The sequence below is a fragment of the Micromonospora sp. NPDC047644 genome (assembly GCF_040704315.1).
In the GTDB taxonomy this organism is placed as follows: Bacteria; Actinomycetota; Actinomycetes; order Mycobacteriales; family Micromonosporaceae; genus Micromonospora.
This window is the reverse complement of the sequence record NZ_JBEYSY010000028.1, coordinates 11,927-35,915: the sequence shown is the minus strand read 5'-3', so window position 1 is coordinate 35,915 and position 23,989 is coordinate 11,927. Positions and strand designations below refer to the sequence as shown.

The following is a 23,989-nucleotide window of genomic DNA, read 5'->3' as shown; positions in this document are numbered from 1 at the left end:
GTCACCGAAGTGCTCGGCCTGGCGTACCCGAGGTTGCAGGACGGCCTGGGTGTGCGTGGTCAGCGCCGGCGTGGGGTCGGGGCGCGGGGCGCGGGGCGCGGGGCGCGGGGCGCGGGGCGCGGGGCGCGGCGGAAATCGGTGGCGGGGCGCGGGGTCGGCGCGGAGGATGCGCGTGTGACTGAGGCGTACCCGAAGCAGGTTCCTGTCCGTGCGGCCACTGCCGTGCGTCGACAGCGCAGCCCGCGCCGGCCCGCCTCGATCCCGCGTCCGCCGTCGTGAGCGGCGCGTTCCTCGCCGGTCTCGTGGCCGGATACGGCGTCGCCGTTCCCGTTGGGGCGATCGCGATTCTGATCCTGGGGCTCAGCGCCCGTACGTCGTTTCGGGTGGGTGCGGCCGCAGCGCTCGCGGTGGCGACGGCCGATGGGCTCTACGCGGTGGTGGCCGTGCTCGGCGGCGCGGGCCTGGCCGGGATCATCGCGCCGGTCGCCGGGCCTCTGCGGGTGGTCGCCGCCCTGGTGCTGCTCGGCCTCGCCGGGCACGGCCTGTGGCGGACCTGGTCCGCGCACCGCTCGCAGCGACCGCCGACGGCACGCGACGGCGGGGGGATGAGCACTCCGGGGCGGGCCTACGCGGCGCTGCTCGGGTTGACCCTGCTGAACCCGATGACGGTGCTCTACTTCACCGCCCTGGTGCTCGGTCGCCGGGACACGGCCGACTCGGGCGTGGTTCCGGTGGTGCTGTTCGTGGCCGGGGTGTTCCTGGCGTCGGCGAGCTGGCAACTGGTCATCGCCGGCGGTGGCACCGTGGTCGGTCGGGCGCTGACCGGGCCGCGTGGCCGGCTGGTGACCGGCCTGGTTTCCAGCGCGCTCATCGCCGCGTTGGCGGTGGCCGCGCTACTGCCAGGCTGAATGCCCACGGCGACCATCCGACGCGGCGGCCGGCCCCGCAGGAGGTGGCGGGTCAGGCCGAGCCGGACCAGGTTCACCGGCGGCTCAGCCACCCCGACCGCGCTCGACCGCGCCGGGTCGGCGTGTCGCCGGGTGTGCCCCTGGCCGGGCACACGGCCCGCCCGGGGGGGCCGGATGGGTTCGCCGTGCCGTACGGTCGGGCGATGACCAGTCGACCCGCAGCCGGCGGAGGCCGGTGGGTCGAGGTCGACCCGGCCCGCGTCGGCCGCTGGGTCGAGGGCTTCGCCGACCGGCACGGCCCGCCGAGCATCAGCGCGAGGGAGTACGGCCTACTGCTCGCCGCCCCGGACGGGGCGACCGCCGAGCTGCACGCCCCGCCGGGTGCGCCGGGCGGCGCGGACGTGGCCGGGTTCGTGGCCTCCGCTGTCACGCCCCGCCGGATCGGCCTGCTGCTGGCGCGCAAGGGCGCGGTGGCGCTCGGGGTGGCCGAGGGTGACGACCTCGTCGTCTCCAAGGTGGACACCCGCTACGTGCAGGGGCGCACCGCCGCGGGGGGTTGGTCGCAGCACCGGTTCGCCCGCCGGCGTGACAACCAGGCGAAGGCGGCGCTGGGCGACGCGGCGGACCTGGCCGTACGGCTGCTGTTGCCGGAGGTGGCGACACTCGCCGCGCTGGTCTGCGGCGGTGACCGGCGGGCGGTGGACGGGGTGCTGACCGACCGGCGGTTGGCCCCCCTCGTGCCGTTGCGGGCGGAGCGGCTGCTCGACGTGCCGGAGCCCCGGCACGCGGTGCTGGTCGCAGCGGTGGGTGCGGCCCGGGCGGTACGGATCCTGGTGCGCGACCCCGACTGACCTCGGCCTGCGCCGGCGTGGTCGGAGGCTTGCGCCGGCGTGCTCGGAGGCCGACACCCGCAGCGTCGGAGGCACGCACGGACGGCGTCGGAGCCCTGCACCCGCAGCATCGGAGGCCCGCGCGGGCGGCGTCGGAGCCCTGCACCCGCAGCGTCAGAGGCCCGCGCGGGCGGCGCCGGAGGGGAGACGGTCGCCACCCGATACGGGGGTTCGCGCCGCGCTGTCCGGCCGGCGGTTGGAGGATGGGCGCGTGGAGTTTCTGGTTGACATGGTGACGACGGTTCCGGCGGGGACGTCGGAGGACGGCGTCGCCGACATGCGAGCGCGGGAGGCGGCGCGTTCGGCCGAGCTGACGGCTCAGGGCAGTCTCCTGCGGCTGTGGCGGCCGCCGCTGGCACCGGGGGAGTGGCGGACGTGGGGGCTGTTCCAGGCCGACGACGCCGATGAGCTGGAGGCCGTGCTCGCGTCGATGCCGCTGCGCGCCTGGCGGCGCGAGACCGTGACGCCGTTGACGCCGCACCCGAACGACCCGGGTCAGCCGCCGCGCTGAGCCGGCGAGGTACGCCGCTTCGACAGGCACGCCAGGGGACACGTCCGTCAGCAGGGAGATCACCATGTCCGACGCTCAGATTCTGCGTGGCGTCCTCGACCAGTGGAAATCGGCCGTCGACGCCCACGAGCCCGATCGGGTCGCGGCGTGCTTCACCGACGACGCGATCTTTCAGGGGTTGCAGCCGTACACGGTCGGTCCCGCCGGCGTCGCCGCGTACTACGCCGGGCAGCCGCTCGGCCTGACCGCCGCGTACGACATCCGGGAGATCCGTCGTCTCGCCGACGACGTGGTGCTCGGTTACCTGGAGGTGGAGTTCGGCTTCACCGACCGGCCGGCGCTGACTGTCAACCTCGGCGTGCTCCTGCGGCGAGTCGACGGCGACTGGCTCATCGGCCACTACCAGGTCTCGCGGCTCACCTGACCCCGGAGCGTCGGCCGGAATGACGATCGTGGCAGGCCCGCCGGGGGCCTGCCACGATCTCGGAGCGGTTGTCAGAGCTGGTCGGTACCGAAGGTGTCGCAGGTCTTCGGGTCGCCGCGGTCGTAGCCCTGGGTGAACCAACGCTTGCGCTGCTCGGATGTGCCGTGGGTGAACTGGTCGGGGTTGACCCGCCCGCCGGAGCGCTCCTGGATGCTGTCGTCGCCGATCGCCTCGGCGGCCTGCACCGCCTCGCTGATGTCGGTCTGGGTGATGGACTTGAACAGCGGTTCCTGGCCGGTCTTGTCCTTGCTCTCGGTGGCGTGCTTGGCCCAGGCGCCGGCGTAGCAGTCAGCCTGCAACTCCAGCCGCACGGAGGCGGACTGGGGGCCGCTCTGGTCGCCCTGGCCGGCCTTGGCGTTGGTGCCGAGGAGGTTCTGGACGTGGTGTCCGTACTCGTGGGCGAGCACGTACGGCTGGGCGAACTCGCCCTTCGCCCCGAACCGGGACGCCAACTCGTCGTAGAAGCTCAGGTCGATGTAGACCTTCCGGTCTGCCGGGCAGTAGAACGGGCCGACACCGGAGTCGGCCTGGCCGCAGCCGGTGTTCACCGCCTGCTGAAAGAAGTTGGTGGTGGTCGGCTCGTAGCTGCCCTTGCCCAGCTCCGGGTACGCCTTCTGCCAGTAGGCCTGGATGCTGTTGACGTAGAGCGCGTTGCGGCAGCGCGCGTCGTCGAGACGCTCGGGGTTGTCACGGGAGCACAGCTGCTCCAAATCGGTGCCGCCGGCCTGACCGCCCTCGTCGCCGTTCGTCATGGCGTTGAGACCGAAGCCGCCGCCGAGCAGCGCGACGAGCACCGCCACCACGATGCCGATGATGCCGCCCCGACCGCCGCCTCCGGGGATCGGGATGCCGAAACCGCCTCCGCCGCCTCCGCCACCGCGGCCCACGTCGTTGACCTGCGAGGTGTCGATTTCGGCCCGCTCGTTGAGTTCCATGGTGACCCCGATCGCCGTATGCCGGTGAGTGTCTTTTGTGTGTCGTTTCGTCCATCGAGTGCCGGACGGGGTCCGGACAGGCGTTCCGGTACCCGATGATCTTGGTTGGTAATCCGGGCCGACGCTCCGGCGGGGCCCGGTACACTTGTCAGGTGCTGCGCTGCGAAGGCTGAACCGCCCCGCGCCGTCGGGCCTTGAGCCCGCCGGCCGTTTCGCGTGCCCCGAGTCAGCCTTCCGAACCCCGAGAGCGAGCCCCGCAAACATGATCACTGCCACCGGCCTGGAACTGCGTGCCGGTTCCCGGATCCTGCTGTCCGACACCACCCTGCGCGTGCAGCCCGGTGACCGGATCGGCCTGGTCGGTCGCAACGGCGCCGGCAAGACCACCACGCTGAAGGTGCTCGCCGGCGAGGGGCAGCCGTACGGCGGCCAGATCGACCAGCGCAGCGCCATCGGTTACCTGCCGCAGGACCCGCGCACGGGTGACCTGGAGGTCACCGGCCGCGACCGGGTGCTCTCCGCGCGCGGCCTGGACGTGCTGATGGCCCAGATGCAGGAGATCGAGGCCCGCCTCGCCGAGGACGCCGACGACAAGCTGGTCCGTCGCTACGGCGCGCTGGAGGACCAGTTCGCCGCCCTCGGCGGGTACGCGGCCGAGGCCGAGGCCGCGCGGATCTGCGCCAACCTCGGCCTACCGGACCGGGCGCTCGCGCAGACCATCGGCACCCTCTCGGGTGGCCAGCGCCGCCGCATCGAGCTGGCCCGGATCCTGTTCCGTGATGCGGGCGAGAACGGCGGCGGCATCCTGCTGCTCGACGAGCCCACCAACCACCTCGACGCCGACTCGATCACCTGGCTGCGGGGCTTCCTCGCCAACCACAAGGGCGGCCTGATCGTGATCTCCCACGACGGCGCGCTGCTGGAGTCGGTGGTCAACAAGGTCTGGTTCCTCGACGCCACCCGGTCGGTCATCGACGTCTACAACCTGGGCTGGAAGGCGTACCTGGAGGCGCGCGAAACCGACGAGCGGCGCCGCCGCCGGGAGCGGGCCAACGCGGAGAAGAAGGCTGGCGCGCTGATGGCGCAGGCCGACAAGATGCGGGCCAAGGCCACCAAGACCGTGGCCGCGCAGAACATGGCCCGCCGTGCCGAGAAGCTCATCTCCGGCCTGGAGGAGGTGCGGGTCGCCGACCGGGTGGCCAAGGTGCGCTTCCCCAGTCCCGCGCCGTGCGGCAAGACCCCGCTCACCGCGACCGGGCTCTCCAAGTCGTACGGATCGCTGGAGATCTTCACCGACGTCAACGTCGCGGTGGACCGGGGCTCCCGGGTGGCCATCCTCGGGCTCAACGGCGCGGGCAAGACGACCCTGCTGCGGATGCTCGGCGGGCTGCTCAGCCCGGACACCGGCGAGGTGCACGCGGGGCACGGCCTGCGGCTGGGCTACTACGCCCAGGAGCACGAGACGCTGGACGTGGAGCGGACGGTCCTGGAGAACATGCGCGCCGCCGCCGTCGAACAGTCCGACACCGACCTGCGCAAGATCCTGGGTGCGTTCCTGTTCTCCGGTGACGACGTGAACAAGCCGGCCGGGGTGCTCTCCGGCGGCGAGAAGACCCGGCTGGCGCTGTCCACCCTGGTCTGTTCCGGCGCCAACGTGCTGTTGCTCGACGAGCCGACGAACAACCTCGACCCGGTCAGCCGGGAGCAGGTCCTCGACGCCATCGCCAACTATCCCGGCGCGATCGTCCTGGTCACCCACGACCCGGGTGCGGTGCTGGCGCTCAAGCCGGACCGGGCCATCCTGCTGCCCGACGGCGACGAGGACGCCTGGAGCGACGACCTGCTCGAGCTTGTCGAACTGGCCTGATCAGGCTCCCGGCCGGCCCTCAGCCGAGCAGGTCGACCAGCCGGCCGACGACGCCGGAGCTGACCAGGATCACCACGCCGATGCCGATGAAGATCGTCGGCACCAGCCAGTGGCCGGCGCGTTCGACCAGCCGGACCACCCGTGGGTGCCCTCCCAGCCACGCGCCGACGGCACACCACAGCGCGATGAGCAGCACGAAGATCAGGAGAAACACCGCGCTGTCGGCGGGGCCGAGGGCTCGGAAGACGGGTACGTAGACGGCCACGTTGTCGGCGCCGTTCGCGATCGTCACGCCGGCCACGCCGAGCGCTCCGGTGACGACAGTGGGGGTCTCGTCCTCGTCGGAGCGACGCAGCGCGCGTACGCCGAGCGCGATCGGTAACAGGCCGAGAAGCCCCGTCCACGGGTCCGGCACCACGAGCAGCCCGGCCGCCACCACCGCGCTCGCCAGCGCGAGCGCACCGATACCGACGTATTGGCCGGCGACAATCTGCCACGGGCGGGGTCGACCGGTGGTGCGGGCCGCGACGAAGAACAGGGTCAGGATGACGATGTCGTCGATGTCGGTCGCGGCGAAGACCAGCGCCGCGCCGGCCGCCGTGCTGAGCAGGTCGATCACGACGGCAGGCTACGGCTTGCCGGCAGCAGCCAGCGCCGGCGGGTGGTACGCCCGGACGCCGCGGCGGGCCGCATCGCCAGGATCACTCTATCGGGAAGCTGACATTGCATAGCGTGTCGGTTGGCGAAGAGTTGATATCTGGCGCATGATCGTTCGAGGCGGTCTAATAGGTGGGACCGTATCCGAACCGCACAGTCTGGGACGTGAGGACACAGCATGGCAGCCACTGGCACAGCCACCAGCACTGAGAAGGGTCGCCGGATCGTCGGAGCCGAGCGTCAGACGCTCGCCAAGGACCTGGTAAAGCGGTACACCTCGGGGGAGAGCATCCGCGCGTTGGCGGCCTCGACCGGCCGTTCCTACGGGTTCATCCACCGAGTGCTCACCGAGTCCGGCGTGCAGCTGCGTCAGCGCGGTGGCGCCCGACGCCGCAAGAAGGCGTGACCCGCCCCGCAGCGTCGTCCACCAGCGCCGCGCCCCGGGAAGTCCGGTGACCGCCGAGGCGACCGGGGTTCGGCTGACTTGCGACGGGCCGGTCGCCACGGTGACGTTGTGCCGGCCCGACGTGCTCAATGCCCAGACGCCCGCGATGTGGCGAGCGATGAGCGACTTCTCCCGCGACCTGCCCGGCGACGTGCGGGTGGTGGTGGTCCGCGGTGAGGGTCGCGCGTTCTCGGCCGGCCTCGATCTCGCGGTGGCGGGCGCCTCCGGTCCGGGGTCGTTCGCCGAGCTGGCCACGCTGCCCGAGCAGGAGTGCGCCGAGCGCATCGCGGAGTTCCAGGCCGGTTTCACCTGGCTGCACCGGCCGGACGTCGTCTCTGTCGCGGCCGTGCAGGGCCACGCGATCGGTGCGGGCCTTCAGCTCGCGCTCGCCTGTGACCTGCGAGTGCTGTCCGCGGACGCGAAGTTGTCGATGGCCGAGGTGACCCTCGGCCTGGTGCCGGATCTGGCCGGGACGAAACGCCTCGTCGAGCTGGTCGGCTATTCGCGGGCGTTGGAGATCTGTGCGACCGGCCGCCGGTTGGACGCCGCCGAGGCGGACCGGATCGGGCTGGCCACCCTGGTCGTACCCCCGGCCGAGCTGGACGGCGCGGTGCGGGACCTGACCGCCGGCCTGCTCTCCGGGGCCCGCGACGCGGTGGTCGAGATCAAGGCGCTGCTCGCCGGGGCCGCCGGGCGGTCGCACGCCGACCAGCAGCGCGCCGAGCGGGAGGCGCAGACCCGTCGGCTGCGTGACCTCGCCGGCAGGGGAGAATAGGTAAGGACCGCGCGGGAAGATCCGGGTTACGACCGAGGTTGTCACACTCGTCGGGAGAATTGACCTGACGGTGCGGTCCGCCCGGCAACCCGGAGGTGAGCGATGTCCAACCCGATGTCCGGCGGTGGCATGGCCGGGTGGAGCATGCTCCGGTCGATGCGCAACCGCGACGAGGTCTCCACCCACCGGCTCAAGCGCGGGGTGGCCCGCCGCATCGTCGCCTTCGCCCACCCCTACCGGCGCGACATCGTCGTCTTCCTGGCCACCGTGGTGTTGGCCGCCATCATCGGCGTGGCCACCCCGGTGCTCGCCGGCGACGTGATCAACGCGATCAACCGGGGCGGCACCGAGGCCGGGCAGCTCGTGGTACGGCTGGCCCTGTTCATCGCCGCGCTCGCGGTCGCGGACGCGCTGCTGTCGCTGGCCCAGCGGTGGTATTCCGCCCGCATCGGCGAGGGCATCATCTTCAACCTGCGCACCCGGGTCTACGACCACGTGCAGCGGATGCCGTTGCAGTTCTTCACCCGCACCCAGACCGGTGCCCTGGTCAGCAGGCTCAACAACGACGTGCTCGGCGCCCAGCGGGCGTTCACCTCCACCCTGTCCGGTGTGGTCAGCAACGTCATCCAGCTGGTCCTCACCGCGGCGGTGATGTTCACTCTCTCCTGGCAGATCACCGCTCTGTCACTGGTGCTGCTACCGATCTTCATCATTCCGGCCCGCCGGGTCGGCAAGCGACTGGCCGAGATCACCCGCGAGGCGTACAACCTCGACGCCAAGATGAACGCGACGATGACCGAGCGGTTCGGGGTGGCCGGCGCGCTGCTGGTGAAGCTCTTCGGCCAGCCCGAGATCGAGGCCCGCCGGTTCGGCGACCGGGCCGAGCGGGTCCGCGACATCGGCATCCAGTCCGCCATGTATTCCCGTACCTTCTTCGTGGCGATGCTGCTGGTCGCCTCGCTGGCGCAGGCGCTGACCTACGGTCTCGGCGGCTGGCTCGCGGTGACCGGCGGGGTCAGCGCCGGCACCGTGGTGACGCTCGCGCTGCTGCTCACCCGTCTGTACGGGCCGCTCACCGCGCTCTCCAACGTCCGGGTGGACGTGATGAGCGCGCTGGTCTCCTTCGACCGGGTCTTCGAGGTGCTCGACCTCAAGCCGGGCATCGTGGAGAAGCCCGACGCGGTGCCGGTGCCCCTGGGCGCCGGCCGGGTCGACTTCCGCGACGTGCGTTTCCGCTACCCGAGCGCCGCCGAGATCTCCCTCGCCTCCCTGGAGGAGGTCGCCACCCTCGACCGGACCGTCAACGAACCGGTGCTGAAGGGGGTCTCGTTCAGCGTCGAGCCGGGGCAGATGGTCGCGCTGGTCGGCCCGTCCGGGGCGGGCAAGTCGACGCTGTCGATGCTCATCTCCCGGATCTACGACGTCAGCGACGGGCAGGTGCTCGTCGGCGGGGTGGACGTCCGCGACGCGACGCTCGCCTCCCTGCGCGACGAGATCGGTGTGGTCACTCAGGATTCGCACCTGTTCCACGAGACGATCGCCGAGAATCTGCGCTACGCCAAGCCGGACGCCACCGACGACGAGATCTGGGCCGCCCTGGCCGGGGCGCAGGTGGCCGATCTGGTTCGGGCGCTGCCCGACGGTCTGGACACCACGGTGGGGGAACGCGGCTACCGGTTCTCCGGCGGCGAGAAGCAGCGCATCGCGATAGCGCGGCTGCTGCTCAAGGCACCGTCGATCGTGATCCTCGACGAGGCGACCGCTCACCTCGACTCGGAGAGCGAGGCGGCGGTGCAGCGGGCGCTGTCGGTGGCGCTGGCCGGGCGGACCGCGCTGGTGATCGCGCACCGGCTCTCCACGGTGCGAGACGCCGACCAGATCCTCGTCCTCGACGACGGACGGATCGTCGAGCGGGGACGGCACGACGAGTTGGTGGCCGTCGGTGGTCTCTACGCCGAGCTGTACCGCACCCAGTTCGCGGTCGCCGACTCGCCCACCCCGTTCGTCGACGCGACCGGTCCCGAGCCGGTGGTCATGCCGCTGGGCACCTACCGCGCCGACGAGGTGCTGCCACCGGCCGCCGCCAACTGAACCCGGGCGCGGGCTCGCTCCCGGGGGCATGTCGGTCGGTTGCTCTACGGTGTGCGCCGTGCAGACACACCGGAACCTCCTGCCGACCGCCCTGCTGGCGAGCGATGCGAGAGTACGGCGGGCCCTGGGCCGGGCCGCGAACGGGCACGCCGCGGAGGCAGGGCGGTGACGCACTTCCTGAGGTGTGTGAGCATCGGCGACGTGTCCGCCGTCGGTGCGTTGTTGAGCACGCTGGACGAGCCGGCCCGACAGGCGCTCGGCCAGGAGCTGACGGCCCATGTGCGAAGTCGGCGGGACACCTGGTGGGGGGACAGGCAGGCGACCGCCCTGGCGGTGGCCGCGGTGGGCACGTTGAGCACCGCCAGCAAGACCTCGGCTCTGCTCGGGCGGCGGTCGGTGGAGCTGGGCAACGTCGACCCGCGGCCGGTGATCGAAGCGGCCCGCCTGCGGGGCGTGCCCTGGTTGGCCGAGGTGGCGTACCGGCTGGCTGAGCGGATGCCCCGCAGCCGTTCGTGGGAGGAATGGGATTTCATCGCCGGGTTGCTGCTGGCCGAGAAGGCCCCGCCGCCCACGGGGGACGCCTTCGTCGCGGGTTGGGCGCACTCGCTGTGGGTGGCGCGATCCGAGAGCCGACCGCGGTCCCTCGTCGACAAGCTTCGCGCCGACCCGTTCCTGGACACTTTGCTGCCCCGGCTGTTCGAGGTCGACGGGATCGGCCTCGACCTGACGTCGAACGGTGCCGGGCAGGGAGTGCCTCCGGCGTTGGCCGCGCTGGCGACCGAGGGGCGGCTCGACCGGTCGACGGTGCTCGACGGGGTGCTTGGCCGTCTGCTGCGCGGCGATCGGCCGGGCGCGCTGCGTCCGTTCCTCGCCCTGCACGACCTGCTGGCACCCACGCCGGCCGAGGTCGCGGCGCGGGCGAGCGCGTACCTGCGGTTGCTGGCCGACGCGCCGGGGCCGGTGGCCGGTCCGGCTCAGCGGGCGTTGCGGGACGCGGGCGGCGACCTGGACCTCGACTCGGTGCTGGACACCGCGCGGGTCGTGCTGGGTCGACCGGAGAAGGCGTTGGTGCGGGCGCAGTTGTCCTGGTTGGATCGACTGGCCCGGCAGAGACCCGATCGGTCGGCCGACATCGCCGAGGTTCTGGCGTCGGGTGTCGGCCAACCGTCCGCCGATCTGCGGGACCGCGCGGCGGCGCTGGCACAGCGGCACGGCCATCGGCCGGTCGCCACGGTCACCGCGCCGGTGGCCGACGACGAGTTGCCGCCGCCGGTGCCGCCCGCGTTGGCGCCGCCGCCGATCACCGACGTCGACGAGTTGGCGGAGGAGATCTCCGGACTGCTCGGTCGGCACTGGCCCGCGGTGGTGCTGGAGCGGGTCCTCGACGGGCTGGTCCGGTTGGCCACCACGGACCGGGACCGGTTGGCCGCTGCCCTCTCGCCGGTGCTCCGACGCGCGGAGGTCCGGAGGCACCACGGCGGTTGGGCCGCCTTCAACCTGCGGGCCCAGCTGAACGGCCTTCTGTTGGCCGCCGCCGATCCGGCGGTGGCTCACGTCCAGCGCGAGCAGTGGTCCGGCATCCTCGGCCAGCGCAGGACCTGGACGCAGCGCCTCCTGCGCCGTCGACCGAGCGCCGGCCCGTCCACGCACTCGCCGCTCACCCAGGTCTACTGTTCCCGGCTCGCGGAGATCGGGCAGCGTCTGGACGGCTCGGACGACCCCGGGCTGCTGGCCGCCCCGACGTCCACCACCGGCCGCGTCGACCCGGCCGCGCTCTACGAACGGCTGGTCGCGCTCGGCGACCGGCCGGCGTGGCGCTGGGATCTCACCCAGGCGCTGCTACGGCTGCCCGCCGGTGTGGACGACGCGCTGGCGACCCGGGCCGCGGCGCTCGGCACCGCTGCCGGCGACGAACTGGCCGGATGGCTGCGCGGGGCCGCCCTACCGGGGCCGGTGCAGCAGGTCGTCGTGGTCGGCAGGCGTGAGCGCAACGGCAGGTACGACTTCAGCTACGACCGCCTGCCCGCGCGCCGCACGCTCGTCACCACCGCCGCCCCCGAGGGTGTGGCGGACCCGCTCGGCCTGCTCACCGTGCCGGCTCCCGCGGTCGGGCAGGGCCCCGCCGACTGGAGTGACCTGTGGCCGGCGCTGCTGCCGGGGCACCGGGGCGTGGTCGCCGCTCGGCTGCTGCCCGCTGTCGCCAGCGCCGCCCAGGAGGACGCCGAAGGGCCCGTCGCGATGCTGCCGCAGCTCGCCGACGGCGGTGGCGTCGGCGGGCCGGCGTTCGACCTGGCGCTGGCGTACGGGCTGTGCGCGCGACACGAGGTGGACCGGGTCGCCGCCCTCGACGCCCTCCTGATCGTGGCGGCGGCCGGCGAGTTGGACGCCCCGGGCGTCGGCGGGCGGTTGGGCGCGCTGGCGGCGGACGAGCAGGTGACGCTGAGCCGGGCGGTGACGCCGCTGCGGGACGCGGTCGCGGCCGGTGCCCGGCTCAGTGTGTGGCGGCTTCTCGCCGCCGCGCTGCCGCCGCTGCTGGCCGGGTCGGCCCCGCCCCGCGGCACGCCCGACCTGCTCGCCCTGGCCGCCGAGACGGCCGGCGCGACAGGTGTCCGCATCGAGCTGCCGGGGCTGGCCGACGTGGTGGCGCGCGGCGGCACGAGCCGGTTGGTGACCGAGGCCCGCCGGCTGCACACCGCGCTGATCACCTGACTCGCCGGTCGCGGCGGGCCGGCATCGGTGACCGGCCGCGCGGTCAGGTGGTCGTCGGGCGCTGGTCCGGCAACTCGGTCGCCACCCGCAACTCGGCGAACGCCAGGCCCAGGGTGACCGGGGTGAAGTGCGCGTTCAGGCCGCTGGGGTTGGGTAGCACCCACAGCCGCGCGTCGGCCAGCGTCTCCGGTTGCGGCCCGAAGGCGGCCTTCGGCCGCTGGAAACCGATCCGGTACGCGGTCACCCCCACCACCGCCACCCAGCGCGGCCGGTACCGGGCCACCTTGTCGGTCAGGATCGCCGCGCCGTCGAGGAGTTCCCCGGTGCTCAGCTCGTCCGCGCGGGCACTGGCCCGGGCGGCCATGTTGGTGATGCCGAGCCCGAGGGAGGGCAGTTGGTCCTGTTCGCTGGGGTGCAGCAGCCGGGGGGTGAACCCGCCCCGGTGCAGGGCCGGCCAGAACCGGTTGCCGGGGCGGGCGAAGTGCCAGCCCGTCGCCGCCGACCACAGGCCCGGGTTGATGCCGACGAAGAGCACCGCCAGGCCGGGGGCGAGGACGTCGGGAATCGTCCGGTCGGTGGCCGCCGCGAGGTCCGCGCGGGTCGGCCGGGCCGGGCCGGAACGCCGCGCCTCGACCGACTCGGGTGTCACAGCCCGCGCAGCGCGCCGCCGTCGACCGGCAGGGTGATCCCGGTGAGGTAGCTCGCGGCGGGGGAGAGCACGAACGCGGCCACCCGGCCGAACTCACTCGGGTCGCCCAGGCGGCGCAGCGGGATGCCGGCCTCCGCCTCGGCGCGGGCCCGCTCCGGGTCGCCGGTCGCGGCGAACAGCTCCCGGTTGCGGTCGGTCATGATCCGGCCGGGCAGCAAACCGACCACCCGGACTCCCCGGGGCCCGTAGTCGTCGGCGATGTCCTTGGCGGCCCCGACCAGGCCGGGCCGCAGACCGTTGGAGATGCCGAGACCGGGGACCGGGCCACGCGCCGAGGTGGAGAGCACCAGCCCGATCGCGCCGCCCTCCGGCAGTGCGGCGGCGATCGTGCGGACCGCGCGGATGCTGCCGAGGAAGACGGTCTCGAAGGAGAGCCGCCACTGCTCGTCGCTGATCGCCGCGGCGTTGCCCGCAGGTGGGCCGCCGACCGAGATCAGCGCGCCGTCGAGCCGGCCGAAGTGCTCCTGGGCGGCGGCGACGAGCTGCCCCGGGGTCTCCGGGTCGGTCAGGTCCGCGGTGAGCCCGATGGCGTGCTCCGGGCCGCCCAGGTGCTGCGTCGCGGCGGCCACCGCGTCCGGGTCGCGGGCCGAGAGCACGACCCGCGCGCCGTCGGCGACCAGGCTCTGTGCGGTCGCGTAACCCAGACCGCGGGAGGCGCCGGTGAGGACGTACACGCGGTCGGTCAGTCCGAGATCCATAACTGCGATCCTGCCGCATCCGCCATACCGTCGCCAGCACGGGTGGACAGCCGTGAAGCGGGTCGCAGCAGGCGTACCCGGCCGGCGATCTGCACCGCGACGGCACCGCCGGCGCGGCCCACCGCTGGCGCCCGGCGTGGGCGCGGCGCTCGAAGCCCGTCGTAGCGCAGGCGTGCCTCCCGGACGGCCAACTCCTCGGCGGCGGCCGGGGGGAGCGCCTGCTGGGCGCGCAGCGCCCGGGCCAGGTCCCACCCGTCGCGCAGCGATCCGGCGGTGGGTCGCCGGGCCGCCCACTCGGCGAAGGTGGTCGACCAGCCCGCACCGAGACCGGCGGCGAGCAGTGGCCAGTGCCGGGCCACCTCGCCGGCCCGTTTGCGCAGCAGGGCCGCGCGGGTGGCGGCCAGCGGCCCCGGCGCGAACCCCGCCGGTGGCTCACCCCCGGCGACCAGCGCCGCGACCAGTTCGGCCTGCCGTTCGGCCAGCCCCGCGCGGTGCGTCGGCGCGCCGGCATCCTCGGGTGTGCCCGTCATGTCACGGCCGGGAAGCCCGCGGCGGCGGCCAGGGCGTCCAGTTCGGCGCGGAGTTCGACGGCCGGCGGATAGTGGCCGTCGCGCTCCAGCAGCAGGGCCGGCGGCCGCCGTCGGGCGCAGAGCGCACCGAGAAGCTCCAGCACCGCCGTCGGCACCGGGTCGGTGTGGGTGTCGTGGTAGAAACCGCCGTGCTCCGCGCCGCCGGCCACGTGGGCGTACGCGACCCGCTCCAGCGGCAGGCGGTCCAGCAACGCCAGCGGGTCGGTGCCCCGGTTGCGGGCGTTGGCGTGCACGTTCGCCACGTCCAGCAGCAGCAGTGCGCCGGTCCGGTCGAGGATCTCGGTGAGGAAGTCCGCCTCGGTCAGCTCGTCGTCGGGCCAGTCGACGAGCGCGGCGATCGGTTCCAGCGCGATCGGCACCGGAAGCTCGGCCTGGGCCCGCGCGACGTTGGCGCAGACCGCGTCGACGGCCTCCCGGCTGCGCGGCAGCGGCAGCAGGTGACCGGCCTCCAGGCCGCCGGCCCGGACGAACGCGATGTGCTCACTGACCAGCGGGGCGTCCAGGCGGTGCGCCACCGCGGCCAGGTGCGCGACCCGGGCCGGGTCGACCGGTTCGGCGCCGCCGAGAGAGAGCCGCACCCCGTGGGGTACGACGGTCACCGCGCGGTCCCGCAGCTGGGCCAGGCCGGGCGGGAGCGGCCCGGAGGCGGGCACCCCCTCGGCCACCACCTCCACGAAGCGCAGGCCGGGCAGCTCGGCCACGAAACCGGCGATCTCCGGCCGCCAGCCGATGCCGACGCCGGACGGGCCGGTCATCCGCCGCACCCCCCGCCTCCGCACCCGCCTCCGCCGCCGCAGGAGCTGCCGCCGTCCGAGCCGGAGCTGTCACCACCGCCCGACGACCCGTCGCCGCCACCGCTCCAGCCGCTACCGGCGGCGGCCTGGCGCTGGATCTCGGCCTGCTCGGCGAAGCCCGGGTCGAGCGCCCAGAGCGAGGCGGTGCCGTACAGGGCCACGCCCATCGCCGCGCCGGCCGCTCCGTAGGTGGCGTAGGCCGGCGCGGAGGCGGGGGCGAGGTGGGTGTGCTGGCGGCGGACCGAGCGCAGGGCGGCCCGACCGGCCCGGGTGAGCATCGGAACCCGCCGCAGCACCAGCGTGACGACCAGCAGAGCGACTAGGGTCAGCGACAGGTAGCCGACCGGGCGGCCGCTGAACAGGCCGGAGACCAACCGGAGCACACCGAGACCCAGCAGGGCGATCAGGAGCGTGGCCCAGAAGCGGGCCCGCGCGCGCTGCGCGTCGTCGGTCAGCAGTCCGCGCTGCTCCAGGCCGTTGCGGATCTGGTGCAGCGCGACGCTGACGCGCTCGTCCCGGGGCAGATCCCGGACCCGCGAGTGCTGATGGGCGGCCCAGTGGATGGCCTGGTCCAGTGGGGTGAGCCCGGTCGGTGCGGCGCCGACGGTGGTCAGTCGACGGTCCGGTCCTACGCCGACCGCGCCGCTGCCGCGCAGCCCGCCGAGCGACGCGTGCACCGCGAGCTGAGGGCCACCGTTGAGGTAGGCGACCTGCTGTGGTCCGAGGGGATCGGCGGTCGTGGCGGCGCTCGCCCCGACCGCCAGACGCAACCGCTGGTACGCCACGATCGCCACCACCAGAACGGCCGCGGCGATGTAGTAGCGCAGGAAGGTCGGGCCGGAGATGCCCCAGGTGTCGCCGGACGCGGCGTAAACGATCATCGACTGCTCCTGTCACCGGAGGGATCGGCGGCCCCATTGTGGAGCAGCCTCGCCACGGTCGACAGACCGGTGTGCGCGCGGTCAGTGCCGGCGGACCGCCTCCTCGACGAGGTCGAGCACCGGGCCCAGGTCGCCGGCCGGCCGGCCCATGGCCAGGTGCAGCACCAGGCCGTCGTAGGCCAGCTCCAGGAACTGGGCCAGCACGTCGATCGGGACGTCCTCGCGCAGCACCCCGGCGTCGCGCTGGCGGGCCAGCCGGTCCCGGGTCGCCTCCGCGATCGCGGCGGAGCGCTCCGCCCAGCGCTTGGCGAACGCCGGGTCGGTGCGCAGCCGACGGGAGACCTCCAGTTGGCTGCCCAACCAGCCGGTGGTGTCCGGCGAGACGGCGCGGGCGAGCAGATCGCGCATCACCTGCACCAGGCCGTTGCGGGCCACCGTCTCGACCATGACCGCGGCGTCGTCCTCGGCGACGGCCAGGAAGAGCGAGTCCTTGTCGCGGAAGTGGTGGAAGATCGCGCCACGGGACAGGCCGGTGGCCTCCTCGAGGCGGCGTACGGTCGCCCCCTCGTAGCCGAGCCGGGCGAAACACGCCCGGGCTGCGGCGAGGATCTCCTGCCGCCGCGCATCGAGCTGGTCCTGGCTTACTCTGGGCACACGTCGATCGTTGCAGGTCACCGGTGGGCACGCAAACCGTACGTACGGCTTGGGACGTGGCCGACTACCATCGCCCGGTGACCCAGCCCCACACCGTGCCCAACTCCCCGCTGACAGTGGCCACCGTGCAGGCCACCCCCACACCGGGCGACGTCGCCGGCAACACGGTCGTCGCCGCGGACCTGGTCCGCCAGGCCGGCGAGCGGGGCGCCCGGGTGGCCGTCCTGCCGGAGCTGTTCCTCTGCGCGTACCACCCGCCCGTTCTCGCCGCCGATCCGGCCGGCACGGACGTCGCGGCCGACCCGGCCGGGATGGTCGCGGATCCCCGGCTCGACCCGCTGCGCGTCGCGACGCGCGAGGCCGGCGTCACCGCGGTGGTCGGCGCGGCCGTCCGGCACCCCGGCGGCCGGCGGACCATCGCGGCGCTGGTGGTCGACCGGACCGGCGAGGTGCGGGTCGGGTACGACAAACAGCAGTTGTGGGGCGACGAGCGGGAGCTGTTCAGCCCGGGCGACCGGGGTGCCACGCTGCTCGTCGACGACTGGCGGCTCGGGCTCGGCATCTGCTACGACGGCTGTTTCCCCGAGCACGGCCGCGCCGCCGCCCTCGACGGCGCGCACGCCTACCTGTGCCCCAGCGGATACCTGGCCGGCTCCGAGCACCGCCGGGACCTCTACTACGCCGCACGTGCCCTGGACAACACGATGTTCGTGGTCTTCGCCAACGCGGTCGGGGGAGTCGATCCGTGGCGGTTCAACGGCGGTGCGGCCATCTACGACCCCGAGGGGCGGGTGCTGGCTCGCGGGACGGACGACGGCACGGCGGTCCTCGTGGCGACGCTGGATCCCGCGGTGCTCGCGGCCACCCGGACGGCCCACTCGATGCTTCTCGATCGGCTGCCGGACCAGGGCGGCGCGCGGCTGTCGATGCCGGGCTGAGCCCGCCGTCAGCTCGATACCCGCCGCATCTGTTGGCGGACACGTCGGTCCCGTAGGGTGCCCGAGTGCCACTGCTCCTGCTGGACCTGGACAACACCCTGCTGGATCGGGCCGGGCCGTTCCGCCGCTGGGGTGAGCGCTTCCTGGACAGCATCGGCGCGCCCCACACCGACATCGACTGGCTGATCTCGATCGACGCCGACGGTCTGACCGACCGCTGGGACCTCGCCGACGCCATCCGGGACCGTTACGAGCTGCGGATTCCCTCGATCGACCTGGTCGAGGAGCTGCACGACGGGGTGGTGGCGCAGACCCGGCTCGACCCGCTGACCGCCTGCGCGCTGCGGATCGCCGACGACGCCGGCTGGGTGCCGGTGGTGGTCTGCAACGGCACGGTACGCGTCGAGGACGCCAAGATTCGCCAGACCGGGCTGGACCAGTACGTCGCGGACTGGGTGATTTCCGAGGAGGCCGGCGTCAGCAAGCCCAACCCGAGAATCTTCGCGCTCGCCGCCCAGCGGGTCCGGATGCCGCTGCGCGGGGCGTGGGTGATCGGCGACAGCCCGGAGGCGGACATCGGCGGGGCCGCCGCCGTCGGGCTGCCCAGCGTCTGGCTGCACCGGGGACGCACCTGGACGGACGTCCGGTTCGCGCCGAGCCGCACCGTGGACGGGTTGATCGCCGCGGTCGCCACCGTCCTGGCCCGCTGAGGGTTCTCCGCGCTGTCGGCCGGGCGTCCGAGGGGTCGTTCGGGTGGCGGCCCGGTAATTCGGTTGACCGGCCGACGTGGCCGTACCAGCATGGTCCGCGTATGGTGCATCCCGGGCGTGTGCCCGGTCGAGGAGAGGAGGCGGGTCATGGCCGTCTTTGCAGGTCGCTTCCAGCTGCCTATCTCAGCCTCGACCAAGGGAACCTCACCACAGTGCGCGATCATGACCTTCCGGCCCTTGAGCGCCGGAGCCGCGGCAAGAGCCGCTTCGACGACGACGAACCGCAGTTTCTGAAGCGCGGGCGGCCCACCGAGCCGCTCGCGGACCCGGACAGCGAACCTGACCCGGACACCGGCGAGCGCTGGTCGTCCTGGGACGACGCCGTGCACGGGCCACAGCCGCACCCCGCCTGGCTGGTCACCGAGTTGGCCGCCAAGGACGCCGAGCTGGGTGTGTTGAAGACCGGCAAAGAGGCGGACGTCCACCTGGTGCGTCGGGCCGTGCCGGACACCGACCGGTCCTGTCTGCTGGCGGTGAAACGCTACCGCGATCCCGAGCACCGGTTGTTCCACCGCGATGCCGGCTATCTGGAGGGCCGTCGGGTTCGCCGGTCCCGGGAGAACCGGGCGATGGCCGGCCGGACGGCGTTCGGCCGGCAGATGATCGCCGGGCAGTGGGCGGCGGCCGAGTTCGCCGCGCTGAGCCGGCTCTGGGAGATCGGCGCCGGGCACGACCGGATCGCCGTGCCGTACCCGGTGCAGTTGCGGGGCACCGAGCTGATGCTGGAGTTCGTCGGTGACGCCGAGTCGGGGGAGGCGGCACCCCGACTGGCCCAGCTGCGACCCGGCCCCACCGAGCTGCGTGACCTGTGGGCCCAACTGGTGGAGGCGCTACGGGTGCTGGCGCGGGCCGGTTACGCGCACGGCGACCTGTCGCCGTACAACCTGCTCGTGCACCAGGGGCGACTGGTCGTGATCGACCTGCCGCAGGTGGTCGACGTGGTGGCGAACCCACAGGGGCCGGAGTTCCTGGCCCGCGATGTGCGGGTGGTCGGCGCCTGGTTCGCGGCCCGGGGTCTCCCCGCCGAGCTGGTGGACCCGGGCAGTTTGACCGGAGAGCTGCTGCACGAGGCGGGCCTGCGCTGATCGGAGCGGGTCGGGCGGCCGCACCGCCCGACCCGCCACGTCGGCTATTGCAGGTAGCGCTCCACCTCGGGCTTGGGGCGTTCGCCCTGGGCGTCCGGGTCGCCGTGGGTCTCCCGGGCGGCCCGCCGGCGGCGGAGCAGGTCCCAGCACTGGTCGAGGGACTCCTCCAGGGCGCGCAGCCGCTCGCTGGCCTCGCCCTCGGTGCCCGACTCGTGGGCCTGGGCGTCGGCACGCAGCTTGTGTTCCTCGTCGACCAGCTCGGAGATCCGGTTCAGGATGGTCTTGTCGTCCATGCCACAGAGCCTGGCACAGGGTGCCGGGCGTCGCCCGGATTCGGGGGTACCGGTGCGTCCCGGATCACCGACCCGCGCCGCTCGGCCCTCCGTCGCCCGGGCGCGCAGGTGGCAGCCCGGCCGGCGGCCCGCGGCCCGCTTCCGCCGCTCGTGGTGGCGCGGTCGGCTACCCGACCGATGCCACGTCTGAATATCCATTCAGGATTCGCTCGACGTAGAACATCGATGGTTGTGCGTGCGCTTAGATGGAAATTGCGTCGTCCGCAAGTCTGGAGGTGCCCTCCGTTTGGTGAGATGCTTCCGGCGGCCCAGAAGGTGAAAGATTCATCAACCCGAGCGACCGAAGTGGACCGTCACGGTCGTCGGGACGACGAGGAGACGTGGTTCGATGTCGCAGGTGTCCGAGGCGCGCTCCGTCGCCGTCAGCGCCGAGCCCCGGACGATCCCGTTACGACGCGTACTCCCGGCACTGGCCCGCGATCCGCTGGGCGCACTCGTCGACATCGCGCAGAATGCCGGCGGTGACGTCGTCCGGCTCAACCTCGGCTCGTTCCGCCCCTATCTGGTCAGCCACCCTGAGCACCTGCAACGCATTCTGCGGGACAACGTTGCCAACTACACCCGCGACGGCGACGGGTTGCTCTGGCGGCCCGTACGTCGAATCGTCGGTGACGCCATCCTGGTCGCTGAGGGTGAGATCTGGGAGTCCAGCCGAGGCGCGCTGCAACCGTTGTTCACCGCCAAGCGGGCCGAGATGCTCGTCGACAGGATGGCCGAGGCGATCAACGAGGCGGTCGACGAGTGGCTCGAACCGGCCCGCGCCGGGCGCCCGATCGACGGCGGCGGCGAGCTGACCCGGATCGTCCTGCGCACCACCATGCGGGTGCTCTTCGCCGACCGGATCTCGGTCCCCGACGCGCTGCGGATCAGCGCCGCGCTGGACACCGTCACCACCGCGATGCTCCCCCGACTGCTGATGCCCGCCGTGCCGTACGCGGTGCCGATGCCCGGTGACCGGCGCTTCCGCGAGGCGGTGCGCACCATCGACGAGGTCGTGCTGCCGATCATCCGGGAGGCCCGGGCCCATCCCACCGACGGCGAGGACGTCATCTCCACGCTCTGCCGGCCGCGCGCCGACGGCAGCGAACCCGACGAGTACGCGATCCGCGGCGACGTGGTGGCGATGTTCTCCACCGCCACCGAGACCACCATCGCCCTGCTCTCCTGGCTGTGGCCGGTGCTGGCGTCCCGCCCCGACGTGGCCGAGCGCATGACCGACGAGATCGAGCGGGTGGTCGGCGCCGAACGGGTCGGCCGCGAGCACCTGCCCCGACTGCGCTACGGCCGGATGGTGCTCGACGAGATGCTGCGGCTCTACCCGGCCGGCTGGATGATCCCGCGCACCGCGGTCGCCGACGACGTGCTGGGCGGGGTGCGGGTCAAGGCCGGCGGCACCGTGCTGGTCAGCCCGTACGTGACCCAGCGGATGTCGACGTTCTGGACCGACCCGACACTCTTCGACCCGGAGCGGTTCGCGCCGGAGCTGCCCCGGCGGCGTTACCGATACTCGTACTTCCCGTTCGGCGGGGGCCCGCACCAGTGCCTCGGGCAGTACCTGTTCCTGCTGGAGGCCCAGCTCATCGTCAGCACCGTGCTGAGCCGCTACCGCTTCCGGCTCCGTGAACCGGTCGATCTCACCCCCCGGATGGGCGCCTCGCTGCAACCCAGGCAACGGGCCGAACTCATCCTCACCCCGGTCGAGCGTCCGGCCGCGCCGTGACGGGGACCCCGCGACCGGCGCGGGCCGGTCAGGACGCGGTGGCCGAACAGGGCCGGGTGTGCGCACTCGCCGTACGGGGCGTACGCGACCTTCAGACCGTCACCGCCGCCCATCCCGAGCTGTTCGACGCCGCGCCGTTCGACCCGGCACTGCTCACGTCGGTGGCCACCGCCATCGCCTTCACCGCGCCGTGGCACACCGCCGCCGAACTGCGGATCACCACCCGTACCCTGCTCTGGGTCTTCGCCGCCGACTGGCAGGTCGACTACCTCGCCCGGTCCGTCGACGACGTCCGGGAGGTCGTGAACGACTGCCTGGCGGTGGCCGACGGCGGCGCGCCGCCACCCGGGCGGCACCTGGCCCGACTGCTGGCCGACCTGCGCGACGAGCTGAGCGCCGTGCCGGCGTTCGCCCGGCGGCGCCCGATCTGGCGTGACGAGCTGGCCCGGATGCTCGACGCCGTGGCGCGGGAGTGGGACTGGAAGAACCTGCCGACCGACCCGACCACCGGGCGACGCCTGCCGGACCTGGACCGCTACCTGGACAACGCGGACAACCTGGCCTGCTCCTTCGTCAACGTCACCCACTGGATCGCGACCGGTGACGACCGGACACTTGCCCAGTTGACCGACCTGCTGGACGCCGGACGTGGCGTGCAGCGGGTGCTGCGGTTGGTCAACGACCTCGCCACACACGCACGTGACGCCGAGTGGGGTGACCTGAACGCCCTCTCGCTCGTCGACGACCCGGCGCAGGTGCACGACCGGCTGGCCGAGCTGACCGCCCGCTCCCGGGCGGACCTGGCCGCCCTCGCCGAGCGGTGCCCCCGTCAGGCGGACTACCTCAACCGGCAGATCTCCTTCACCGGCGGGTTCTACCAGGTGTCGGACTTCTGGGGAGTGCGCGATGAGTGACTGCGCCGCCCTGGTCATCACCGACGCGGCGACGACTGCCGACCCGCTCGTCGACGCCGCCGACGACCTGATCGCCCGCCTTGGCCTGCGGCCATGGGGAAAGGTCGCGGCGTCGGTGTACGAGACCGGGCGGCTGGTCGCCGTCGCTCCCTGGCTCGACGGGCACCACCAGCGGATCTCGTTTTTGGTGCGCAGCCAGCGTCCGGACGGGGCCTGGGGTCCACCCGAGGGGTACGCCCTGGTGCCGACGCTGAGCGCCACCGACGCGCTGCTCGCCGTGTTGTCCGACGGCAGGTCCGGGACGCAGCTGCTCGCCCCGGTGGCCCGTGGGCTCCGCGCGCTCGTCGACACGCTGCTCCGCATGGACGCCCGGACCCTGCCGGACACCCCCGCGCTGGACCTCATCGTTCCGGCGCTGGTCGACACGATCAATGGCCGACTCGCCGGGCTGGAACGAGGCGTCGCCGACCGGCTGGCTCGCGCGCCACTGCCGCTCCCGGCCGGGCTGAACCGGGACCGGCTGCGCGCGGTGCGGTCCGCGGTGGCTGCCGGAGCGGTGCTGCCGCCGAAGTTGGCCCACTTCTACGAGATCCTGGACGCGGCGCCCTCCGACGCCGGCCCCACGCTCACCGTGGTCGGCGCTTCACCGGCCGCGACCGCGGCCTGGCTGAGCGTCGCCGGCCCGGCTGCCGGTCCCGCCGCGTACGCCTTCCTGCGGGCGTTGATCAGCGACGGAGGTGGTCCGGTGCCCTGCCCGGCACCGATCACCGTCTTCGAGCGCGCCTGGGTACTGAGCGGTCTGCACCGGGCCGGGTTCACGATCGACCCGCCGGCCTCCGTCCTGCAGAGCCTGACCGCTGCCACCACGGGCCAGGGCATCGCCACCGGCGAGGGCCTGCCGACCGACGCCGACACCACGGCGGTGTCCCTCGACGCGTTGGCTCGACTCGGCCGCCCGGCGGACCCGGCCAGCCTCTGGGCGTACGAGACGGCGGACGGCTTCTGCACCTGGCCGGGGGAGGACGGTTTCTCGGTCACCACGAACGCCCACGTGCTGAACGCCTTCGGTCAGCACGTGAGCCGGCAACCGGACGCTGACGCGCGCTGTCACCGGGCGGTCGACCGGCTGAGCGCTGTGCTGACCGGGCGTCAACGCGTGGACGGTGCCTGGCAGGACAGGTGGCACGCGTCGCCGTACTACGCCACCGCCTGCTGCGTGCTGGCGCTTGCCGACTTCGGGCGGGGCGCGGCCGCCGCCGAGGCGGTGGATCGGGCGGCCGGCTGGGTGCTGAACAGCCAGCGCCCGGACGGCTCGTGGGGGCGGTGGGACGGCACCGTCGAGGAGACCGCGTACGCCCTCCAGGTGCTGTTGACGGTGCCGACGACGGTGCCCCGGGTCGATGACGCCGTGGCGCGCGGGCACGCCTACCTGCACGGATCCGCCGCGCGGGAGCACCCTCCACTGTGGTACGGCAAGGAGCTGTACTGTCCAATCCTCATCGTTCGCGCCACGGTGCTCGCCGCCTGCCGGATGGCCGGCGTCCATGCCTCCGGGGTGGACCGATCGGTGGTGGATTGCGGTTACCAGTCAACAAAAACAGCGACTTGAGG

Annotated in this window: 24 protein-coding genes; 15 read left to right on the top strand and 9 right to left on the bottom strand. The window is 73.3% G+C overall.

Annotation, left to right across the window (positions count from 1 at the left end):
- Positions 1-275: 275 nt before the first annotated feature.
- The 4 genes from AB0877_RS30740 (at position 276) to AB0877_RS30725 (ending at position 2,733) form a co-directional block, all read left to right on the top strand.
- The gene (locus AB0877_RS30740; protein WP_366613209.1) at positions 276-908 is read left to right on the top strand and encodes a LysE family transporter; all 633 of its coding nucleotides are present in this window, start codon (positions 276-278) and stop codon (positions 906-908) included.
- A 203-nt stretch (positions 909-1,111) separates the two neighbouring features.
- A complete protein-coding gene (locus tag AB0877_RS30735) occupies positions 1,112-1,759 on the top strand; it encodes an acVLRF1 family peptidyl-tRNA hydrolase (RefSeq protein ID WP_366613207.1) in 648 nt (215 codons plus the stop codon).
- Positions 1,760-2,009: 250 nt separating this feature from the next.
- On the top strand, positions 2,010-2,309 hold the full coding sequence (locus tag AB0877_RS30730) for a muconolactone Delta-isomerase family protein (RefSeq protein WP_366613206.1): 300 nt from the start codon (positions 2,010-2,012) through the stop codon (positions 2,307-2,309).
- A 64-nt stretch (positions 2,310-2,373) separates the two neighbouring features.
- Complete coding sequence (locus AB0877_RS30725) at positions 2,374-2,733, top strand: nuclear transport factor 2 family protein (RefSeq protein WP_366613204.1); 360 nt, start codon at positions 2,374-2,376, stop codon at positions 2,731-2,733.
- A 71-nt stretch (positions 2,734-2,804) separates the two neighbouring features.
- Here the strand turns inward: AB0877_RS30725 and AB0877_RS30720 are convergent, their stop codons facing one another.
- Positions 2,805-3,728, bottom strand: a complete 924-nt coding sequence (locus AB0877_RS30720) for a neutral zinc metallopeptidase (protein WP_366613202.1) — start codon at positions 3,726-3,728, stop codon at positions 2,805-2,807.
- 262 nt (positions 3,729-3,990) lie between these two features.
- Between AB0877_RS30720 and AB0877_RS30715 the strand changes: the two genes are divergently transcribed.
- A complete protein-coding gene (locus AB0877_RS30715) occupies positions 3,991-5,595 on the top strand; it encodes an ABC-F family ATP-binding cassette domain-containing protein (RefSeq protein ID WP_366613200.1) in 1,605 nt (534 codons plus the stop codon).
- 19 nt (positions 5,596-5,614) lie between these two features.
- On the opposite strand, the gene AB0877_RS30710 is transcribed toward AB0877_RS30715, so the two are convergent.
- Positions 5,615-6,214, bottom strand: a complete 600-nt coding sequence (locus AB0877_RS30710) for a cadmium resistance transporter (protein WP_366613198.1) — start codon at positions 6,212-6,214, stop codon at positions 5,615-5,617.
- Positions 6,215-6,430: 216 nt separating this feature from the next.
- Between AB0877_RS30710 and AB0877_RS30705 the strand changes: the two genes are divergently transcribed.
- From AB0877_RS30705 to AB0877_RS30690, 4 genes are all read left to right on the top strand, one after another.
- Positions 6,431-6,658, top strand: coding sequence for a helix-turn-helix domain-containing protein (locus tag AB0877_RS30705; protein ID WP_007462679.1), 228 nt, complete (start codon positions 6,431-6,433; stop codon positions 6,656-6,658).
- A gap of 46 nt (positions 6,659-6,704) precedes the next feature.
- On the top strand, positions 6,705-7,472 hold the full coding sequence (locus AB0877_RS30700) for an enoyl-CoA hydratase/isomerase family protein (protein WP_366613196.1): 768 nt from the start codon (positions 6,705-6,707) through the stop codon (positions 7,470-7,472).
- Positions 7,473-7,586: 114 nt separating this feature from the next.
- On the top strand, positions 7,587-9,563 hold the full coding sequence (locus AB0877_RS30695; RefSeq protein WP_366613215.1) for an ABC transporter ATP-binding protein: 1,977 nt from the start codon (positions 7,587-7,589) through the stop codon (positions 9,561-9,563).
- Positions 9,564-9,764: 201 nt separating this feature from the next.
- The gene (locus AB0877_RS30690) at positions 9,765-12,272 is read left to right on the top strand and encodes a DUF6493 family protein (RefSeq protein WP_366613194.1); all 2,508 of its coding nucleotides are present in this window, start codon (positions 9,765-9,767) and stop codon (positions 12,270-12,272) included.
- A 43-nt stretch (positions 12,273-12,315) separates the two neighbouring features.
- Here AB0877_RS30690 and mug read toward each other — a convergent pair whose 3' ends face one another.
- The 6 genes from mug to AB0877_RS30660 all read right to left on the bottom strand — a co-directional run bounded on the left by mug (position 12,316) and on the right by AB0877_RS30660 (position 16,598).
- A complete protein-coding gene (gene mug / locus AB0877_RS30685; protein ID WP_366613192.1) occupies positions 12,316-12,921 on the bottom strand; it encodes a G/U mismatch-specific DNA glycosylase in 606 nt (201 codons plus the stop codon).
- A complete protein-coding gene (locus tag AB0877_RS30680; protein WP_366613190.1) occupies positions 12,918-13,679 on the bottom strand; it encodes an SDR family oxidoreductase in 762 nt (253 codons plus the stop codon). The genes mug and AB0877_RS30680 overlap by 4 nt, the downstream gene beginning before the upstream one ends.
- Positions 13,664-14,209: a hypothetical protein gene (locus AB0877_RS30675; protein ID WP_366613188.1), complete on the bottom strand. Its 546-nt coding sequence runs from the start codon at positions 14,207-14,209 to the stop codon at positions 13,664-13,666. The genes AB0877_RS30680 and AB0877_RS30675 overlap by 16 nt, the downstream gene beginning before the upstream one ends.
- The gene (locus AB0877_RS30670) at positions 14,206-15,024 is read right to left on the bottom strand and encodes a DUF692 domain-containing protein (protein WP_366613186.1); all 819 of its coding nucleotides are present in this window, start codon (positions 15,022-15,024) and stop codon (positions 14,206-14,208) included. Before AB0877_RS30670 ends, AB0877_RS30675 begins: the two co-directional genes overlap by 4 nt.
- Entirely contained in the window at positions 15,021-15,944 is a 924-nt protein-coding gene (locus AB0877_RS30665) for a TIGR04222 domain-containing membrane protein (protein WP_366613184.1), read from the bottom strand. The genes AB0877_RS30670 and AB0877_RS30665 overlap by 4 nt, the downstream gene beginning before the upstream one ends.
- A gap of 81 nt (positions 15,945-16,025) precedes the next feature.
- A complete protein-coding gene (locus tag AB0877_RS30660; protein WP_355009969.1) occupies positions 16,026-16,598 on the bottom strand; it encodes a helix-turn-helix domain-containing protein in 573 nt (190 codons plus the stop codon).
- 77 nt (positions 16,599-16,675) lie between these two features.
- Here AB0877_RS30660 and AB0877_RS30655 point away from each other — a divergent pair, with 77 nt between their 5' ends.
- The 3 genes from AB0877_RS30655 (at position 16,676) to AB0877_RS30645 (ending at position 19,391) form a co-directional block, all read left to right on the top strand.
- Positions 16,676-17,536: a carbon-nitrogen hydrolase family protein gene (locus tag AB0877_RS30655; RefSeq protein WP_366613182.1), complete on the top strand. Its 861-nt coding sequence runs from the start codon at positions 16,676-16,678 to the stop codon at positions 17,534-17,536.
- Positions 17,537-17,601: 65 nt separating this feature from the next.
- A complete protein-coding gene (locus AB0877_RS30650; protein WP_238681707.1) occupies positions 17,602-18,246 on the top strand; it encodes an HAD family hydrolase in 645 nt (214 codons plus the stop codon).
- Between the two features lie 212 nt (positions 18,247-18,458).
- Complete coding sequence (locus tag AB0877_RS30645; RefSeq protein WP_366613180.1) at positions 18,459-19,391, top strand: RIO1 family regulatory kinase/ATPase; 933 nt, start codon at positions 18,459-18,461, stop codon at positions 19,389-19,391.
- 44 nt (positions 19,392-19,435) lie between these two features.
- Here the strand turns inward: AB0877_RS30645 and AB0877_RS30640 are convergent, their stop codons facing one another.
- Positions 19,436-19,684 (bottom strand): DUF2630 family protein, encoded by a 249-nt coding sequence (locus tag AB0877_RS30640; RefSeq protein ID WP_091403743.1) that lies wholly within the window; start codon positions 19,682-19,684, stop codon positions 19,436-19,438.
- A 442-nt stretch (positions 19,685-20,126) separates the two neighbouring features.
- Here AB0877_RS30640 and AB0877_RS30635 point away from each other — a divergent pair, with 442 nt between their 5' ends.
- The 3 genes from AB0877_RS30635 to AB0877_RS30625 are packed head-to-tail and all read left to right on the top strand — an operon-like array spanning position 20,127 to position 23,987.
- The gene (locus AB0877_RS30635) at positions 20,127-21,464 is read left to right on the top strand and encodes a cytochrome P450 (protein WP_366613213.1); all 1,338 of its coding nucleotides are present in this window, start codon (positions 20,127-20,129) and stop codon (positions 21,462-21,464) included.
- Positions 21,461-22,378: a terpene synthase family protein gene (locus tag AB0877_RS30630; protein WP_366613178.1), complete on the top strand. Its 918-nt coding sequence runs from the start codon at positions 21,461-21,463 to the stop codon at positions 22,376-22,378. The genes AB0877_RS30635 and AB0877_RS30630 overlap by 4 nt, the downstream gene beginning before the upstream one ends.
- Positions 22,371-23,987 carry a prenyltransferase/squalene oxidase repeat-containing protein gene (locus tag AB0877_RS30625; protein ID WP_366613176.1) on the top strand — a complete coding sequence of 539 codons (1,617 nt, stop codon included), beginning with the start codon at positions 22,371-22,373 and terminating at the stop codon, positions 23,985-23,987. Before AB0877_RS30630 ends, AB0877_RS30625 begins: the two co-directional genes overlap by 8 nt.
- Positions 23,988-23,989: the final 2 nt, after the last annotated feature.